The sequence below is a fragment of the Thermoanaerobaculia bacterium genome, assembly GCA_035260525.1.
Lineage (GTDB): Bacteria > Acidobacteriota > Thermoanaerobaculia > UBA5066 > DATFVB01 > DATFVB01.
In genome coordinates, this window is sequence record DATFVB010000093.1 from 1 (window position 1) to 19,056 (window position 19,056).

Annotated in this window: 12 protein-coding genes; 8 read left to right on the forward strand and 4 right to left on the reverse strand. The window is 70.2% G+C overall.

Features of this window, described 5'->3' with window-relative positions; genetic code table 11:
* A partial coding sequence (locus VKH46_04355) for an OPT/YSL family transporter (GenBank protein HKB70051.1) occupies window positions 1-376 on the forward strand: 376 nt, incomplete at its 5' end.
* Window positions 351-1,703: a hypothetical protein gene (locus VKH46_04360; protein HKB70052.1), complete on the forward strand. Its 1,353-nt coding sequence runs from the start codon at window positions 351-353 to the stop codon at window positions 1,701-1,703. The genes VKH46_04355 and VKH46_04360, both read left to right, overlap by 26 nt.
* Window positions 1,704-1,763: 60 nt before the next feature.
* Here the strand turns inward: VKH46_04360 and VKH46_04365 are convergent, their stop codons facing one another.
* The 4 genes from VKH46_04365 to VKH46_04380 form a co-directional block, all read right to left on the reverse strand.
* Entirely contained in the window at window positions 1,764-2,720 is a 957-nt protein-coding gene (locus VKH46_04365) for a right-handed parallel beta-helix repeat-containing protein (GenBank protein HKB70053.1), read from the reverse strand.
* A 164-nt stretch (window positions 2,721-2,884) separates the two neighbouring features.
* On the reverse strand, window positions 2,885-3,943 hold the full coding sequence (locus VKH46_04370; GenBank protein ID HKB70054.1) for a 3-isopropylmalate dehydrogenase: 1,059 nt from the start codon (window positions 3,941-3,943) through the stop codon (window positions 2,885-2,887).
* 19 nt (window positions 3,944-3,962) lie between these two features.
* Window positions 3,963-4,403: a hypothetical protein gene (locus tag VKH46_04375; protein ID HKB70055.1), complete on the reverse strand. Its 441-nt coding sequence runs from the start codon at window positions 4,401-4,403 to the stop codon at window positions 3,963-3,965.
* Between the two features lie 58 nt (window positions 4,404-4,461).
* Window positions 4,462-13,164, reverse strand: coding sequence for a glucoamylase family protein (locus VKH46_04380; protein ID HKB70056.1), 8,703 nt, complete (start codon window positions 13,162-13,164; stop codon window positions 4,462-4,464).
* Between the two features lie 191 nt (window positions 13,165-13,355).
* Between VKH46_04380 and cysK the strand changes: the two genes are divergently transcribed.
* The 6 genes from cysK to VKH46_04410 all read left to right on the forward strand — a co-directional run bounded on the left by cysK (window position 13,356) and on the right by VKH46_04410 (window position 18,866).
* Complete coding sequence (gene cysK, locus VKH46_04385; protein ID HKB70057.1) at window positions 13,356-14,297, forward strand: cysteine synthase A; 942 nt, start codon at window positions 13,356-13,358, stop codon at window positions 14,295-14,297.
* Between the two features lie 742 nt (window positions 14,298-15,039).
* On the forward strand, window positions 15,040-15,561 hold the full coding sequence (locus VKH46_04390) for a nuclear transport factor 2 family protein (protein HKB70058.1): 522 nt from the start codon (window positions 15,040-15,042) through the stop codon (window positions 15,559-15,561).
* A 106-nt stretch (window positions 15,562-15,667) separates the two neighbouring features.
* Entirely contained in the window at window positions 15,668-15,958 is a 291-nt protein-coding gene (locus VKH46_04395) for a type II toxin-antitoxin system prevent-host-death family antitoxin (protein ID HKB70059.1), read from the forward strand.
* The gene (locus VKH46_04400) at window positions 15,955-16,344 is read left to right on the forward strand and encodes a PIN domain-containing protein (GenBank protein HKB70060.1); all 390 of its coding nucleotides are present in this window, start codon (window positions 15,955-15,957) and stop codon (window positions 16,342-16,344) included. Before VKH46_04395 ends, VKH46_04400 begins: the two co-directional genes overlap by 4 nt.
* Before the next feature lie 228 nt (window positions 16,345-16,572).
* Window positions 16,573-18,633: a DUF542 domain-containing protein gene (locus tag VKH46_04405; protein HKB70061.1), complete on the forward strand. Its 2,061-nt coding sequence runs from the start codon at window positions 16,573-16,575 to the stop codon at window positions 18,631-18,633.
* Window positions 18,630-18,866, forward strand: coding sequence for a DUF2249 domain-containing protein (locus VKH46_04410; protein HKB70062.1), 237 nt, complete (start codon window positions 18,630-18,632; stop codon window positions 18,864-18,866). Before VKH46_04405 ends, VKH46_04410 begins: the two co-directional genes overlap by 4 nt.
* Window positions 18,867-19,056: the final 190 nt, after the last annotated feature.

Genomic DNA, 19,056 nt, shown 5'->3' on the forward strand with positions numbered 1-19,056 from the left:
AGTCCCGGCCCTCATCTTCGCGCTCGGAATGTACCTGCCGCTGGAGTTGAACACTCCGGCGCTCGTCGGCGGCTTTCTCGCGCACTGGGTGACGAAGAAGTCGGAGCGGCTCGGGAGCGCCCGGGGCGCGACCGTGCGCGAGCGGGGGGTGGTGATCGCCTCGGGCCTGATGGCGGGAGGGGCGCTGGGAGGCGTTTTCGGCGCCGCCCTGCGGCTCTTCCCCTGGTATCGCGAAGACCTGATCAAGACGCCGTTCTTCGACCGCGACGCCGTCTCGCAGAGCGTTTCGGCGCTTCTTTTCGCCGGTCTCTGCGGGTATCTCTGGTGGAATTCCACGAGAAAGGTGCGCCATGACTCCTCCGTCCGATCCGCTTGACCGATCCGTCGCCGACGCGATCCTCGGAATCGACACGCTCTGGGGCGGCGATGTGATGTGCCCGTCGGGGACCGGCCGGTTCATCGCCGATTCCTGGTATTCGGACGAACCGCTTCCGGCCGCCTACACGCACCCGGCCGCCGAACGGGTGCGAAAGGCCGGGGGAGTCTCGTCCCGGACGATCGACGCCGCGGCGATCGACGCCTATCTCGACGCCGTCGACGTGCCGGCGGCGATCTCCTCCGTCTCGGCGCGCGGCCGGCGCCTCGGCGGGCTTCGAGGCGCTTACCTCGAGGGCCTCGGAGGCTGCTTCGAGGTGATGTGGGAGCTCGTCGAGGAGCTCCTGGGCCGCGGCGAGCCGGTCCCCTACGAGCGCTGCGTCCCGGCGGTGACGGGAAAGGCGCCGGAGCCGTCGAAACCGGAGGAGAAACGGCGCCGCGTGGCCGATCTCCTCGCGAAGGCCGGCCATCCGTCGAGCGGAAACGACGGGCTCCTGTCGGCCGTCGACGCCTGGCGGCGCGAGCGGCTCGTGCCGGGCCGTTCGATCCCCGCGCTCGCGTCGGCGTTCATCTCGGAGCTCGACGCGCTGACGGTCGCCCGCGTCCTGCCGTATCTGCCGTCCGAGCTGCGCTCGGTGCCGCGGGCGAACATCAAATTCCTTCCGATCGAGAACGCGTGGTTCTCCGGGTCGATGAACTATCTCGGCCGCGCGAGAAAGGCGGACGGCACGCCCCTCTACGACGCCACCTACGAGATCAACGCGTCGCTCTCGATCAGCGTTCCGGAGTTCCAGCAGCTCGTCAGCCACGAGGTGGTCCCCGGGCACGTCACGACGTTCGCCTATCTCCAGAATCTCCACGTCCGCGGCGAAGTCGGCTTCGAGGCCTCGGTCCTGACGATGAACACGCGCGCGGCGAGCCTCTACGAAGGCCTCGCGAACAACGCGATCCTGATCGCTCACGGCGTGCAGAGCCTCGACGAGCTGCCGGACGAGGATCTCCAGATCGGCGTTCTCCTCGCCCTGCTGCAGGACGACGCGAAGAACCAGTCTTCCTACATGACCTGGAAGGAGCGCGCTCCCCAGTCCGAGGTCGCGGCGGCGCTGCGCCGGGATTTCCTCGTCTCCGAGGAGCGGGCCGACAAGCTCTCCGGGGCGTGGGGGAGGCACCCGCTCCTGGGCCGGATGTACCTGCCGGCTTACCGCGCGGGGACCGAGACCGTGGCGAGGCTGAGACGGAAGCATCCCCCGGAGAAGTTCCTCCCGGTGCTGTTCGGCTGCCGGGGCCTGGTCGACGTCGTGACGATCGAGCAGGCGCTGGAAAGCTAGCGGGCGGCCCTTTCGAGCCGCCCGCGTTCGCACGGGAAGGGAAGGACCCCGCCCGCGGCTCTACTGTTGGGCGACCTTCGACGTCGGCGCACCGTCGGTGCCGTTGCCGATAACCTGGTTGTTGCCGAAAGATACGATCTTTCCGCCGAGGAATTCATACAGGCCGACGTTGTCGTTGTCGAACACGCTGGCGTGGCTGATCCGCACCTGAGACAGCGTGCCTCGAGAAACGACGCCATACAAATTTCCGGAAACCGACGTCGATACCAGGTTGAGGACGGCTGGATCCGCGACGCTGGCCGCGACGACGCCGCGGCCCAGGTTGTTCGAGATCGAGCTGTCTCGAACGGTCACCGTGCCGCCGTCTTCGACCCGCAGGCCGACATAGTTGTCCTCGATCTTGACATGGTCGAGGACAGCGTTGACGGTGGTCCCCGTGGACGGACCGATGAGAACCGCGTACGTCGAGGAGCCCCGATTGTCGCGGATAACAGTATCCTTGATCGAGAGTTTCAGGTTGGTGGTCGGGCTTCCCGGGCTGGCGTCGACGGCTGCGCCGGTGTACGAACCGTTCCCGACGAAGTTGTTGATCCGGCAGTTTTCGATGTGCACCGCGCCAGCGCTGATGATCTTGACGCCCGCCAGGCCCGTCCCCAGGCCTTCGAAATCGAGGCCGCGCAGCACGACGGTGTCGGCGGCTCCGGCATTGATGATGATGCCGTAGGTGCCGCTCACCGCGACGCCGGCGGTCCCTCCCTCGGCTTCGATCGAGATGCACTTGGTGATGATCACGCCCCCGAAGCCCCCCGGATCGAGAGTATTGATCTCGCCGCAGGCGGCGGTCTTTGAAATCGCCCCGGCGAAGGTCTTGCAGGGGGCCGTGCGGGAGCACGGGTTGGCATCGTCGCCCACACCGGAAACCCATGTTCGGGCGGCCTGGGCATTCGCCAGCGAAGTCGTGGCCAGGACGAGCGCAGCGACCACGGCGAACCGCATACCTGGATTCTGGTCTTTCATTCAATTCCTCCTTTGATCGGGGTTTAACGGCTCCGATACAAGGAGGGTATCCCGGATCGCGGCGATCCGGAAATCGGAGCTCAAACGATTTCTCCGACTGGGCGTCACCCGTTGCCGATCGTCGATGGGATTCGAGCGCAAGTTTCGACTTCGCCCGGGTGCGCTCAGGTGCGCGCGATCCTGTTCGCGACGGCGTCGCCGGCCTGCTCGGTCGTGAGCGTCCCGCCGACGTCGGCGGTGCACTCCCGGGCTTCGAGGCAGCCGACGACCGCGCTCTCGACCGCGCGCGCGGGCTCGGCGAGACCGAGGTGCTCGATCATCAGCGCGGCGGTCAGGATCGCGCCGAAGGGGTTCGCCCGGCCCGTGCCGGCGTACTTCGGCGCGGAGCCGTGCACCGGCTCGAACATCGAAACCCGGCCCGGGTGGATGTTGCCCGACGCGGCCATCCCCAGCCCGCCCTGGAGCGCCGCGCCGAGGTCGGTCGTGATGTCGCCGAACATGTTGTTCGTGACGACCACCTCGAACTGCCCGGGGTCCTTCACCATCTGCATCACGAACGCGTCGACGTAGAGGTGCGACGGCGTGATCCCGGGAAACTCGGCGGCGACCTCGTGGAAGGTCCGCTGCCAGAGGTCGCCGACGAAGCGCATCGCGTTGGACTTGTCCGACATGCAGACTTTCGTCTTTCCGCGCGCCTTCGCGTGCTCGAACGCGTGGCGGACGATCCGCTCGACGCCCTTGCGGGTCGAGATGTCCTCCTGGAGCGCGACCTCGTCCGGAGTGCCTTTCTTGAAGTTGCCGCCGCTTCCCGCGTAGGAGCCCTCGGTGTTCTCGCGGAAGATCACGAAGTCGATCGCGGAGGCGGGGACGTTTTTCAGCGGGTTCAGGCGCTCGGCGAGGCAGCGCACGGGTCGGTAGTTCACGTAGAGGTCGAGCACGAACCGGGCGCCGAGCAGGATGTCGCGCGCGTGCGCCATGTCGGGGACGCGCGGGTCGCCGAACGCCCCCATGAAGATCGCGTCGTAGTGGGCCGAGAGGTCGTCGAACGCGCCTTTCGGGAGCGATTCGCCGGTCGCGAGGTAGTGGTCGGCGCTCCACGGGAAGAAGACCTTCTCGAAGCGCGCGGTCCCCGGAGGGAGCGCGTCCAGGACCTTGACCGCCTCGCGCGTGACGTCGACCCCGATTCCGTCTCCGGGGACGATCGCGAGGCGGAAGGTCTTCATACGGCGCCGGAGGATACCATCACGGCTTTCGCGCCTGCCGCTCCTCCCGGATCTTCTTCTGGAACTCGCGCATCCCGGCGACGCGCTCCTGTCCGCCGGGGGTCTCGCGGACGAAGCGCTCGACGTTGGCGGCGAACCCGCGGTTGCCCGTCATGTCCCGGAACCCCGGGACGTACTCGCCGATCTTCGCCCAGACGAAGAACGCCTCGCCGCCGGCCTCGACGAAAAGCCCTCGGTGCACGACGCCGAGGTTCACGAGCGACGTCGCAATGTCCCAGTAGCCGGCGACCATCCGCAGGTAATTGTCCGAGGACATGTACGCGTCGTAGAGCTCTTTGGCGGAGTCGGGATAGAAGCTCCCCATCCAGCCGCGCGCCTCGCGGAGCTTCGTCTCGCGGCGCAGGTCGAAGAGACGCAGCACGATCTCCGCGTCCTGGTGGTTCGGGGCCCGGTCTTCCATCGTTTCCCTCCTTCGTTTTCGCCGATGCTATCGGATTGGACGCCGCGGGGAGCGCCGCTCAGTCGCCCAGAACGACCCGGACGTCGTGGCGCTTCCCGTCGCCCCGGCGCGGCACGGCGCCGTTCGGAACCGCCGCTCCATCCAGGATGACCTCGCGCACGCCGCGGCAGACTCCGTGCGGGTTCTCGACGGTGATCGCATAGAGCGTGTCGTGGTCGCGAAGCTCGATCTCGAAGCGCGGCCAGCGCCGCGGGATGCAGGGGTCGACGCGGAACCCGGTCCCCTCGATCTTCAGACCGAGCACCGATTCGGTCGCGGCGCGGTAGAGCCATCCCGCCGAGCCGGTGTACCAGGTCCACCCTCCGCGCCCCGTGAGGGGCTCGACCGAGTACACGTCCCCCGCCGTGACGTACGGCTCGACCTTGTAGCGGTGGAGTCCCGCGCGCGTGCTCGTCGGCGCGATCGGGTTGACGAGCGCGAGGAGCTCTCCGGCGAGATCTCCCTGGCCGAGTGTCGCGAACGCCATGATCGTCCAGGCCGCCGCATGCGTGTATTGCCCGCCGTTTTCCCGGATTCCCGGGAGATATCCCTTGATGTAGCCGGGGTCCTTCGGCGTCGTGTTGAAAGGCGGCGTGAAGAGGAGGATCAGCCCGTCCTGGCGCCGCACGAGGTATTCGTGGACGGCGACCATCGCGCGTTCGACGCGCACGCGGTCGCCCGCCCCCGAGAGCACGGCCCAGGTCTGGGCGAGCGAGTCGATGCGGCATTCGGCGTCGCGCGCCGAGCCGAGCGGCGTGCCGTCGTCGTAGAAGGCGCGCAGGTACCAGTCGCCGTCCCAGGCGTGCTCCTCGATCGCGGCCTTCAGGGCCGCCGCTCGGAGGCGATAGCGCTCCGCGCGGGCTCCGTCGCCGCGGCGCTCCGCGATCGCCGAAAAGCGGATCAGGGTCGCGTGGAGGAACCATCCGAGCCAGACGCTCTCACCTTTCCCTTCGATCCCGACGCGGTTGAAGCCGTCGTTCCAGTCGCCCGAGCCGATGAGCGGCAGCCGATGGGGGCCGACGGCCGTCGACCGGTCGAGCGCGCGGAGGCAGTGGGCGTAGACGCTCTCCCGGATCTCCGAGACCTTCGGCTCCTGGTACGCCTCGACCTCGTCGGCCGAAAGCGGCGCCGCCTCGAGATAAGGGACGCTCTCGTCCAGGAGCGCGTCGTCGCCGGTCGTCTCGACGTAATGGGAGACGGTGAACGGGAGCCAGAGGTAGTCGTCGGAGCAGCGCGTGCGAACGCCGCGTCCGCTCTGGGGGTGCCACCAGTGCTGGACGTCCCCCTCGAGGAACTGGCGCGACGCGAAGAGGGGGATGAGCCGGCGCGCCTCTCCGGGGGCCAGCGCGACGACGCCGAGCGCGTCCTGGAGCTGGTCGCGGAAGCCGAAAGCCCCGCTCGACTGGTAGAACGCCGTGCGGCCGCGGATCCGGCAGGAGATCGCCTGGTAGGGAAGCCAGCGGTTGACGAGGAGGTCGAGCGCCGGGTCGGGCGTGCGGACCGTGACTCCGCCGAGGAGCCGGTCCCAGGAGCGTTTCACGGCCTCGAGCGCGGCCTCGACCGCCGCCGGATCGCGATAGCGCTCGACGAGATCCGCCGCCTTGCCGCGATCCGCCGCCTCCCCGAGGAGGACGACGATCTCGCGCGTCTCTCCCGGCGCGAGCGTGAACGACGCGAGGTGCGCCGAGCAGGGATCGAGGCCCGCGCCCGCGCGGCCGAGGAGCGTCGTGCGGCGCAGCGCCGCGGGATCCGAGACGTTTCCGTTTCTCCCGAGGAACTCGCGGCGGTCCGCGGTGAAGGCGCCCCGGGCGCCCGGCGCATGGAGGGCGGCGAACGCGATCCGCCCGCCGAAGTCCGCGTCGTACGGGTTGCGCGCGAAGATCGCGCCGGTTCGTTCATCGTGCTCGGTCACGACGTAGCGTGCTGTGCCCCGGTCGACCCCGAGCACCCATTCCGCGTAATGCGCGGCGGAGAGGCGGCGCGCCGAGGTGCCGCGGTTGGTCAGCCTCAGGCGCGAGATCTTCACCGGATCTTCTTCCGGCACGAACGTCAGGAGCTCGGCCGCGATCGTCCCCTTCCGGTGCTCGAAGACGCTGTATCCCTGGCCGTGGCGGCAGACGTACGCCTCGGGGCCGCGGATCGGGAGGGCGGTCGGCGACCACACTTCGGCGGTGTCGTCGTCGCGGAGATAGAGCACATCGCCCGCGGGATCGGTGACCGGGTCGTTCGACCACGGGGTCAGGCGGTTTTCCTGGCTGTTCTCGGCCCAGGTGCAGGACGAGCCCGATTCGCTGACCAGGAACCCGAACCGGTCGTTGGCGACGACGTTGATCCAGGGGCACGGCGTGTACTGGCCTTCGGCGAGCGTGACGACGTACTCGCGGCCGTCGGGGGAGAAGCCGCCGATCCCGTTGGCGAAGAGGAGCCGCCTCGGCTCGGGCGGGGGAGCGGGCGCCGGCGGCGGCGCCGCCGTGACGGGCGTGAGCGGGGCGGCCGCCGTATCGAGCGACGGGGCGCGCTCGATCTGCTCCGCGAGCGTTCCCCGCTCCCCGACGAGCACGGCGCGCGCGGCGGTCTGGAGGAGGATCGTGTCCTCCTCGGAGATCTGGTCTCCGCGGCGCACGAAGACGCCGCCGGGCTTGTCGACGAGCGCCTGAGACGGCGAGGCGCCGATCAGCCGCTGGATCTGCTCCGCCACGGGCTGGAAGTAGCCGGAGGGGTCGTCGTTGACGATCACGAGATCGACGGAGAGCCCCTTCAACCGCCAGTACTCGTGGGCGCGGATCAGCTGACGGGCGAGCTCGGTCTCCTCCGGGCTCCCGATCCGCACGAGGACGATCGGGTGGTCTCCGGAGATTCCGTGCGCCCAGAGTCCGCGCTGCGACCCGACGTTCTTCGAGAGGAGCTCCGGCGGGGGCCGCAGGCTCGGGTCGTCGTAGAAGAGGCGTGTCGCGAGCCGCTGGAAGAGCTGCGCCTCGTCGGCGGTGATGTCGAGATGCCGGAGCAGCACCTGCGACCGCATCCAGGCGAGCGAGGCCTCGCGGTCGAAGAGGCGCGGGTCCTGGAACCTCTCGGCGAGCGCGATCGCCGCCTCGCGCGAGTCGGCGACGCCGGTCGAGAAGAGGAGCCGCGCGGTCTCACCCGGGCCGACGCGGATCCGCTGCCGGAGCGAGAAGATCGGGTCGAGCACCGCCCCCGTCGTGTTCGAGAGCGGGCGGTCCTCGACGAGCACCGCCGGCGCGCGGGGCGAGCGCCCGCGGCCGAGGAACCGCGCCCGGTCGGTCTCGTACTGCACGGCGCCGAGCGTCGTCCCCCGGACGGAGAGCACGTGGACGGCCCAGACGGGCGCCTCCTCGCCGGAGCGCGGACGCCGCCGCGCGAGAAGGGCGTTGCCGACCCACTCCGTTTCGACGAAGAGCTTCGAGAAGGCGGGGTGCGAGAGGTCCGCCGCGCGCGGCGCGAGGACGATCTCGGCGTAGCTCGTCACCTCGACGTCCCGGGCGTCTCGGGAACGCCCCGCCGGATTGGCGAGCGTCACGCGGCGGTATTCCGCGTCGTCCTGCGAGGAGACGATGATCTCCATCGTCGTCTCGATCCCCTCGTCGGAGCGGGAGAGCTCGACCTTGTGCTCCGAGAAGCGCGCCTCGAAACGCCTCGGCCGGCGGACGGTCGGCTGGTAACCCGCCGACCAGTTCGTGCCGCTCCGCACGTCGCGCAGGTAGATCCACGACCCCCACGCGTCGGTCGTCGGATCGTCGCGCCAGCGCGTGACGGCGAGGTTTCCCCGCCGGCTCTCTCCCGCTCCGGCGGTCGTCATGAGGACGGAGTAGCTGCCGTTGGAGAGGATCTGGGTGCGGGGCGTCGAGCTGTCGGGGGACTCGAACCGGCGGACGGGGATCGACGCCTCCTCGCGGACGACCCGGCCGGCCGAGACCTGAGCGACGATCGAGCCGGCGAGCGCGGCGGTGTTGCGCGGAATCCGCTCCTGCAGGAGGAGCTCGGTGGCCTGGACGGCGGGATCCGCGTGGAAGCGCTCCCGCATGACGTCGCGGTGCAGGTAGTTGTCGAGCGCGACGAGCGTCATCCCCTGGTGGTGGGCCATGTAGGCCTTGATCACGGCGCGCGTGGCGTCGGGCGGGAGGCGCCGCGACGTGTAGTCGACCGATTCGTAGAAGCCGAACGGTCCCCGCGCTCCCTCGTCCGCGAGGCGCCGCAGGTTCTCGACGGCGCCCGAGGGATCGGCGAGCAGCGCGAGGAACGTCGAATAGGGGGAGACGACGAGCTCGTCCGGGGCGCTCCGCCGGAGCCCGAGATCCGGCACGCCGAACGGCCCGTACTGGTAGTTCATGTGCAGGTCGCGCGCGTTGTACGCGGATTCGGAGACGCCCCACGGGACGCCGCGGCCGCGGCCGTACTGCACCTGCGCCGCGACGGCGTTGCGGCACGTCGACGTGAGGAGCGTCCCCGGATAGGAGCGCAGGAGCAGGAGCGGCATCAGGTACTCGAACATGCTTCCCGACCAGGAGAGGAGGATCGGCCGCCCCGCCGCGAGCGTGAACGGACGCTGCAGCCGGAACCAGTGCTCGGTCGGCGCGTCCCCCTTGACGATCGCGAGGAAGCTCGTCAGCCGCGCCTCGGACACGAGGAGGTCGTAGTACGAGGGGTCGAGGCGGCCGAGGCCGGGGTTGAAGCCGATCGAGAAGACCTTCCGGTCCGGGTCGAACAGGAAGCGAAAGTCCATTTGGCGCACGAGCGCGTCCGCGCGACGCGCGATCGCGCGGAGTCGTTCGCTTCGGGTGGCCTTCTCCGACGCCTGGCCGGCCTTCTCCGACGCCTGGCCGGCATCCTTCGACGCCTTTCCGGCGTCCTTCGACGTCTTTCCGACGTCCTTCGACGTCTTTCCGACGTCGGGCGGGGCCTCCGCCATGGGCGACGGCGGATCGGCGGCAAGCGGGGGGCCGGAAGGGGGCCGGTTCGCCGCCCCTTCCGGCGCTCGCCGCTCGCGCGCGTGCGACTGGACCTGCGCGAGAAGATCGGCGAGCCACCCCCGGAGATCCGCGATCTCCATCTCGGGGTGCTCCGCCGCGAGCGCCGCGAACCCGTCGGCGATCTCCCCGCCGAGCCGCGCGAGCTCGGCGAGGCACGTCTCCCTGTCGCGTTCGGCGGCGACGACCTCGGAGAGCTTCCGGATCTGCTCGCGGAGCTGGTGCACCGGCACCGCTTCCGTCCGCACGCCCGAGGGGGGCACCTTCTCGAATTCCTTCTCGACGAGGCGCACGACGTCGCCGAGGCCGTCGCGCCACGCGCCGTCGTCCGCGTCGTTTTCCGCGAGCGACTCCGCGCCCTGCTCGAGCGCGATCAGGCATGCGGCGAGGTTGCCGCTGTCGACCGAGGAAATGTACGGCGGGTTGAGCGGCGCGAGCGCGAGCGTGTCGTACCAGTTGTAGAAGTGGCCGCGCAGGCGCGGGAGCCGCTCGAGGCCGTCGAGCGTCCGCTCGATCCGTTCGATCGCATCGCCGGTCCCGACGTAGCCGAAGTCGTGGGCGGCGAGGGTCGAGAGGAGCGCCAGCCCCACGTTGGTCGGCGACGTCCGGTGGGCGATCAGAGGGTCGCGGTCCTCCTGGTAGTTGTCCGGCGGCAGGCCGTTCTCCGCCGCGCCGCAGAAGCGGTCGAAGTACCTCCACGTCTGGCGCGCGATCTCGCGAAGCTCGCGGCGCTCGGAGGCGGGAATCTCGGCGCGCGCGTCGGGGATCGGGCGCGAGAGCTGCGCGGCGAGCGCCGGCGCGACGATCCACAGGAGCAGGAAGGGAGACGCCGCGACGAGGTTGGCCGGCGCGAAGTACGCCACACCGCCGGCGAGCGCCACGGTGAGGACCCACCCCGCGCCCATGCGGCGGAAATAGCCGCCAATCGAGCGCGCGCTCGTCCGCTCCGACGCGGCCGCGGTCGTCCAGTCGAGCAGGCCGCGATGCGAGACGAACTGCCGCCACGTGGCCCGCAGGGCGGCGTCGAGCGAAAGGATCGCCAGGTGCGGGAGGAACGCCACGCGGAGCGCGAACCGCGCGCAGTTGTCCATCGCGTCCCCCCAGACGGTCCAGAAGTGGCTCGTCCACGGCACGCCGCGCGGATGGATCGAGAGCCCTTCCGCGAGGTGGAAGACGATCGGAAAAGCGATCGTGAGCACCGCGAGCGCCGACCAGACGAACGGGGACCCCGGGAGGACGAGCCACGCCGCCGCGAGCCAGAGGAGGAGCGCGGGCGGCACGAGGCTCCTCCTCAGGTTGTCGAAGATCTTCCACAGCGAGAGAAGCGAGAGGTCGTTGCGGCGTCGCCCGTGCTCCCCCGGGACGCGCGGCCAGAGCCAGCGCAGGAGCTGCCAGTCCCCGCGGACCCAACGGTGCTGCCGGCGCGTGTAGACGTCGTAGGAGGAGGGGTGGTCCTCGTAGACCTCGATGTCGGTCGCGAGCGCCGACCGCGCGAAGCTTCCCTCGAAGAGGTCGTGCGAGAGCAGCGCGTTCTCCGGGATCCGCCCCGCGAGCGCCGCCTCGAACGCGTCGACGTCGTAGATCGCCTTTCCGGTGAAGCTCCCCTCGTCGAAGAGGTCCTGGTAGACGTTGGAGACCGCCGTCGTGTACGGGTCGATGCCGGCGTGGCCCGAGGAGATCTGCGCGAAGGCGGAGCCGTTCGCGCTCTCGGGAGACACGGACACGCGCGGCTGGACGATCGCGTGTCCCTCGCGCACGACGCCGGTCCGCGCGTCGAGGCGCGGACGGTTCAACGGATGCGCGAGCGTCCCGGCGAGCGCCCGCGCGGAATCGCGGGGGAGCCGCGTGTCGGCGTCGAGCGTCAGGACGAAGCGGATCCGGGCGAGTGCCGCCGGCTCGGCCGGGACGACGTCGAAAGTCGTCGGCCCCTTCCCGCGGAGAGCGCGGTTGAGCTCCGTGAGCTTCCCGCGCTTCCTCTCCCATCCCATCCATCTCCGCTCGGTGGCGTTCCAGACCCGCCGCCGGTGGAAGAGCCAGAATCGGTCGCCCCCTTCCGGCGGGCGCGTCTCGGCCCTCTCGTTGAGCTGCCGGATCCCCTCGGCGAGGAGGGGCACGAGAGCTTCCTCGCCCGAGATCGTCTCTTCGGCCGCGTCGGGGAAATCGGTCAGGAGCGCGAAGCGCAGGCGGGGATCGGGATTGGCGTACGACCGGATCTCGAGACCCGTGAGGAGCTCGCGAATTCCGTCCGCGTCCTCGAGGAACGCGGGCACGACGACCAGCGTCTCGAACTCCGGAGGGATGCCGTCCTTCCATTCGAGCTTCGGCAGCAGCCGCGGGGGGAAGAGGAGCGTGGCGGCGAAATTCACGAGCGTGAGAGCGAGCTCGGAGACCGGCAGGAGCGCGAGGAGCGCCGTCGCCGCCACGAGCCCCGCGCGCCCGCCCGAGGCGGCCGCGTAGCGGACGACCACGACCTCGAGCAGCCCGGCGACCGCCGCGATGGCTCCGAGGTAGAACGGCGTCGGATGCCGGAGAACGACGCGCCGGGCTCGTTCCGCCGGCGGCGGCCGGTACGCGACGGCGCGCTCGAGCGCGTCGCGTCCCCGGTCCACCAGGTACCAGCCGACGTGCCGTTCCGGATCGGTCCGGCCGGCGGACGCGAGGTCCACGGCCCGGCGCGCCGCGTCGCACTCGCGCTCGCCGTCGCGGCGGCCGAGCGCCTCGATGACGTGCCGGTACCGGTCGCGGGTGGCGAAGTCCTGCCGGCGGTGCGCGCCGGCGGGGTCTTCGGCGAGGATCTTCTCGACGAGGCTGACCGACTCGAAGAAGCCGGCCCAGTCCGTCTGCGAGAAGAGCCGCATGCTCGCGATGATGTTGGCGATCGTCGCCTGGGCGGTCGTCTGCCGGTTGTGCTCGGCGTGGACCGCCGCGTCGGTCGTCAGGCCCTGCTCGGCGAGCCCCTCCTCGATCCATCGCTGCGCCGCCGCGAGGGCGGGGTCGATGTCGCGGAGGCGCTGCATGACGCGCACGGCGAACGTCGGGTTGACGACGATCGCTCGCCGCTCGGGCGTTCGCAGGATCGCCTCCGCCGTCTTTTCGCGCTCGCCCGGCGCGGCCGCGTCGATCGCCGAGAGGACCCGGTCGCAGAGCGCGTCCGCCTTGGCGCGGTCGCGGCGGGCGACCTCCATGCGTCCGGCGAGCCGGCGCAGGTTCTCGATGAGCGCCATCCGGAGGGCGATCGCCACCGCCCACAGCTCGCCGATGGAGAGCGGCGTGACGCGCTGGTAGGCGGTCAGGAACCGGCGGAGGGTCTCCATGTCGGGGTTGCTGTCGGTGTGCGCGATGACGTCGATCGCGATCGCGTAGACGCGCGGGTAGCCGCGCCATTCCCCCTCGGCGAGCTGCGGCAGCTCCTTCTCGTACTTGCGCGGGAAGTCCTCGCGGACCTCGCGGATCTGGTCGAGCACGAGATGGAAGTTGTCGAGGAGCCACTCGGCGGCGGGGGAGATCGGCTCGCCCCGCCGCGCGCCCGTGACGATCGACTCGTGGATCGCGCGCAGCTCCCGGTCGCTCTCCTCCAGCCGCCGGCGAAGGAGCTGGCGGCGCGAGCGGCGGGAGACTTTCTTGTGGCGGGACGCGAGGCGCTCGGCCTCCGCTTCGAGACGGTCGGGGCCGTAGATGTCGGCGCGGATCGGTTCCTCCCGCCCGAGGCTCCTCCACATCGCCGTGCTTTTGGCCAACCGACTCCTTCTCGCGGCGCGCCGGAGCGCGCCTCCCTTGACAATACCGCAATCTTTTCTATGCTTGCCTCGTGCCGGCCCTCCGCGCGTGTTCCTGTTGTTGCGCACTCCCGTAGCGACCGGGCGCGGCCGAACGTTGCGAACGCGAGCCCGGATTCACCGGGCTCTTTTTATTGGGGAGAGGTGCTCTCGTGAGAATCGCCAGCGACGTCACCCGGTTGATCGGAAACACTCCGCTCGTGCGTCTCAATCGCGTCACCGAGGGCGCGGTCGCCCAGGTCGCCGCCAAGCTCGAGTTCTTCAATCCGGCGCACTCCGTGAAGGACCGCATCGGGGTCGCGATGGTCGCCGCCCTCGAGCGGGCCGGAAAGCTCGACCCGCGCAACGCGTCGAAGTCGACGATCGTCGAGCCGACGAGCGGCAACACCGGCATCGCGCTCGCCATGGTCGCGGCGCAGCGCGGCTACTCGTGCGTGCTCGTGATGCCCGACTCGATGTCGAAGGAGCGCGTCAAGGTCCTGAAGTTCCTCGGCGCCGAGGTGGTGCTCACTCCGGCCGCGGGAGGCGTCAACGCGGCGATCGCGAAGGCGGAGGAGATCGCGAAGGATCGCGGCGGCGTGATCCCGCAGCAGTTCGAGAATCCCGCCAACCCCGAGATCCACGAGCGGACGACCGCCATGGAGATCTGGAACGACACCGACGGCGACATGGACATCTTCGTCGCGGGGGTGGGCACGGGCGGCACGTTGACGGGCGTCGGCCGGGTCTGGAAGGCGTGGAAGCCCCAGGTGAAACTGATCGCCGTCGAGCCCGCCGAATCGCCGGTCATCGCGGGCGGCACGCACTCGAAGCACAAGATCCAGGGGATCGGCACCGGCTTCATCCCGAAGAACCTCGACATGCGCTTCGTGGACGGGACGTTTTCCGTCTCGTCGGACCAGGCGCTCGTCATGGCGCGCCGTCTCGCCCGCGAGGAAGGGATCCTCGCCGGAATTTCCTCGGGCGCGGCCGCGCACGCGGCCGTCGAGCTGGCGAAGGAGCCCAACAACCAGGGAAGGTTGATCGTCTGCGTTTTCCCCTCGACGTCGGAGCGCTACATCTCGACGGACCTGTTCGCCGGAATCGAGTCGTAGCTCGCGCAGCCGCGGGATCGCGGGACGAAGGAGGCGAGCGGGGAAGTCGCGGGTCCTGACGCGGCGCGCCCCTCTGCGCCCGATCGGCGCGTGCTGAGGACAGGGTTACGGGTGCCCGTGCGCGGCGATCGGCTCGCAGAGGGAATCGCGCCGCGCCACCCGCCGCCGCTCGCGGCTGGAAATCGCGAACCTCGGGCAGACGCTCGCTCGGGGTGTCTGGGAGGAAGCGGCGCTACGCGCCGCGACTGATTTCTGTTGCGCTCGAAGATCGCGGGACGAAGGAGGCGAGCGGGAGAATCGCGGGTCCTGACGTGTGGCCGCCCACATGGAGCCGCGAGCGAAGCGAAGCCGCCGACTTCCCCTCGCCCGGCGGGAGAGGGTGGCCGCTGCAGGCGGCCGGGTGAGGGGGGCCGAAGGCCTGGCCCGCCCGGCGCATTTTTGGCTCGTGCGACAGGTCGGCGCTCGGCGGGCGGCTCCAGGAGTCGACGGCCACCCGGCGGCGCTGCCGCTGACGACGGGAGTTCGCGAACCCGCGGCAGCCGCTCGCGACGGGGAGTCCGGAGGAGAGGTGCGCACTGGCGTGCGTGCGGTCGCCTCAATGGCCGCGTGACTCACGTTTCGCGCCAGTGGCGAAACGAAGCCACCGCTAGAATCTGCGTGCGTCCGCGGCCGTCCATCCCGGCACAACCGTTGCACGTATTCCTTCCGTTCGCCCGAATTCGGGCGGGAGGAAGGTGCGGGCATGCGACGACTGGCGATTCCGGCGGTCCTGCTTTTTCTTTTCGGCTCAGCGGCGAGCGCCCAGCCGCGGCGGCGCGGGCGGTTCGCGTCTCCCGACGAGCACGACCTCCGGCAGGCGGTCGACTCGATGAACTCGTTCTGGAACCGCGGTGACGCGCGCAACTACGCCACGGCGCTTTCCGACGACACCGACTGGGAGAACGCCGCCGGATGGCGGATCCGCGGCCGTGCGGGGGTCGAGCGGTTCCTCGGGCAATACCTGTGGCGCGGAGGACGGCCGGCGTTCCGGCCGACGGGGGAGAGGGTGAGGCTGCTCGCGCCCGACCTGGCGGCCGTCGAGCAGGACGCGGAGGCGTCGTCGACCGTCGAGCCGGGCGGTCCGCCGCGGCGCGTCCGGGAGATGCAGTTCTTCCAGAAGCGTGGAGGGCGCTGGCAAGTGATCTCGACGCGCTTCTGGGAGCCGGTCCGCGGTCCGCGGCCGCCGCAGATACCGGGCCTGAGCCCGGAGCCGTTCCGGCGCTGAAGGCGCCCGGCCGGCCCCTTTGAGCGCCGTCACGAGCCCGGCGCCGTGCCGTGGCCCGGGAGAGCGTTCATTGCGCAAAATGGTCAGGTTGGTCTAAGCTTGCAGGATGAAGGAAAGAGTCTATCCGGTGTACAAGGCGAAGGCGAAACTGTCACAGGCGGTTCGCGAAGCGCGCGCCGGATTTCGGGTCGTTTTGACGGTCCACGGGAAGGACGCCGTCGAGCTCGTTCCCGTTGCGGAGAAGCCGCGGCGGGAAACCCTGGGTAAGCGCATCGACCGGCTGACCGCGGAAGGCGCCATCCGGCCCGCTCCTCTTTCCCCGCCGGCGGGAGAGCCCTTTCCCGTCCTGGCCCGAAGGCCGGGCGCCTTGAAGCGATTTCTCGAATCGCGCGATTGAATCGTTCGTACGTCGACACCTCCGTTCTCGTGGCGATCGCGCTCGGAGACCCCGGCGCCGAGAGGCTGCGCCGTCGCCTCGCGCGTTTTGGCGCTGTTTTCGCCGGCGGCCTGCTGGAAGCGGAGTTCCGGTCGGCGGTCGCCCGCGAGAACGTGGAGGGCGAGGCGGCCGAAGCGCACCTTCGCCGGATCTCGTTCGTCGAGCCGCCGCGGCGGATGACGGCGGAGATTTCCCGGGCTCTTGCGGTCCGGCGTCTCCGCGGAGCGGATCTCTGGCACGTGGCGTGCGCGCTCTACCTCTCACCGGACCCGCACGAGCTGGCGTTCCTGACGCTCGATGCGGATCAGAGATTCGTCGCGCGAAAGCTCGGATTCCGGAGCCGGTGATCGGCATCGTGTCCGTGCGCTCGTCCGGCGGCGCGGTGGCGACCCGGAGCCGATGGCCGCCTCGCGGCGCTCTTTAATTTGGGCCCGTATGGCATCCGGCCTTCGACGCGCAGACCGGTACCCGGACGGGCGGGTGTCCGGCGATGACGGTGAAAAATGGACCATTCGGATGACGAACGTCATATCCGCGGCCGTCCCGGCACGGTACTTTCATGTCCGGAGGACCGAATGGCCACGATCGACCCGAACGTTCCGGTGAAGGACCTGCTCGAGCAAATGCCGGAAATCCGGCCCGTGCTCGCGGCCTTCGACATCGACACGTGCTGCGGCGGGCAGCATCCGTTAAACGAAGCCTGCCGCGCGCGCGGCGTCGCCCTCGAAGAGGTCCTGACCGAGATCGGCCACGTCGTCCCCCGGGCCGAGCCTCCTCGCACGAAAACGCCCCACCGCGTCGACCCCAACCGGCCGGTGAAGGAGCTGCTCGAGGCCATGCCGGAGATCCGGCCGGTGCTCGCGGCATACCAGATCGACACCTGCTGCGGCGGGCAGCACCCGTTGAACGAGGCCTGCCGCGCCAAGGGCGTCCCGCTCGAGGAGGTTCTGACCGACATCGACGCGGTCGCGTCGAGGAAGCGGAGCGCTTCGGAAAAACCGCGGCCGGCTCACGCTTCCGCGTCTTCCGCCGGAGAGCTCGTCATGCCGTCGATGTCGATCCGCGAGCTCGTCCGCCGGTTCCCGTCGACCGCCGCGGTCCTCGAGGAGCACGGGCTGACCGACTGCGGCGGCGAGGAAGGGCCGGACGAGCCGCTCGGCTGGTTCGCCACGGTGCACCGGATCCCGCTCGACCCGCTGATGGCCGACGTTCGGGCGGCCGCGGCGAGCGAGCCGCGCCGGGAAGCCCGGAGGGGCCCGCCCGCGCCGCTTCCCGCCGCGCAGAAGCCGCCGGCGCGCGGATTCGCGCCGGAGTTCATCGTCGGCTCGATCGTTCTCACGCTCACGCTCGGCGCCACGACCGGCATGATCAATCTCCTTCGGATCGCCGCGGGAGGCGACGTGCCGTTCTCGCACCGGCAGATCCACGCGCACACGCAGATCCTGGGTTTCGCGGCGCTCTTCCTCATGGGGATCGCGTTCCACGCGCTTCCGCGGATCACCGGCATCGGAGGCGGGCCGCCGCGATTCGCCAAGCTCGCGTTCTGGCTGATGGCGGGCGGCGTGCTCCTGCGGAACTTCGGGCAGCCGTTCAACATGGCGCCGGTCGGGCGCGGCGCGTCGCTCGTCTCGGGTGTCGCCGAGCTCGCGGCGGGATGCCTCTTCGCGGTCTTCGTCGCCGACCTCGCGCGCCGCGCTCCCGCCGGCAAGTACGGGAAGAAGGACCCGTTCCTCGCGCTGCTCGGCTTCGGCACCGGCTTCTTCGTCACGGCGCTCGTCTTCAACGCGCTCCAGAGCGTGTGGCTCGCGGGGCACATGGAAACCGCCCTGCCCGCCTCCCTGGTCGAGCCGTTCTATTTCGTCGCGCTCTACGGCTTCCTTCTCGGATGGGTCTTCGCCTTCGCGTACCGAGTCGTCGCGCTCTTCCTCGGCCTGAATGCCCCGCCGGCGGGGCCGGCCCGGGCCGCGCTCGTCCTCCAGACGATCGGCGTCGCGGCGTTCCTCGCGGCGTGGATCCCGGGCCTCTCGAACCCCGCCGCCGCGCTCCTGCGCGACGCGGGGATGGCCGGCGTCGCGCTCGCCGCGATCGTCTTCGTCGTCGGGGCGAAGCTCCTCACGCGGCCGAAGCTCCCGGCGCTCGTTCCGCGCGGGAACCCGCTCTTCGCGATCCGGGCCGCGTTCGTCTGCCTGACGCTCTGGGCCGTCCTCGAGCTCGGCGCGATCGTCGTGGCCCGCACGACGGTGTTTCCCGCGCAGAACCTCTGGTGGGCCGACGCCGCGCGCCACGTCTTCACGATCGGTTTCGTGACGATGATCATCGTCGGGATGAGCTTCCGGATCCTGCCGGTCTTCTCCGGAAAGTCGCTCTGGTCGGCGAAGCTCGCGTATGCGACGTACGCGCTGATCCTCGCGGGTGTGGCGATGCGGCTCCTCCAGTATCCCGCGGCCTTCCACGCGCGGCTCTACCAGGCCGGATCGTGGATGGGCGTCCTGATCGTCCTCGCGCTCGTGCTCTTCACGGTCAACCTCTACAAGACGATGCGCGCGAAGACCGCGCCGCCCACAGCGCTCCGGACCGCCGAGCCGGAGCTCCGTCCGTCGCGGCCGACGTTCGTATCGAGCCTGCCCGTCCGATGAGCGCGCCGGACCGCATTCTCGACGTTCGCCCGATCCTGCAGTCGGGGGGCGACCCGTTGAACGAGATCCTCGCGGCCGCCGATACGGTGCCCGAAGGGGGATCGCTCGTCGTCATCGCGCCGTTCGAGCCGATGCCGCTGTACGGGGTGATGAGGCAGCTCGGGTTCTCGCACGAGACGGAGACGGAGACGGGGGGCGGCTTCCGCATCGTGTTCACGCGCGGACCCGGTTAGGGCGTCCTTAGACGCTCTCGCCGTCCTTCCCGAGAGCCGCGAGGCTCCGCAGACCGTCGCGCGGCTCCGCGAACCCCGGCAGGAGAGGCCGGCGACCCGGCGTTCGATTATCCTGCTCGTCGGAGGCGGACGATGAATCGGTCATGCAAGTACCTGATCGTCGGCGGCGGAATGACCGCGGACGCGGCGG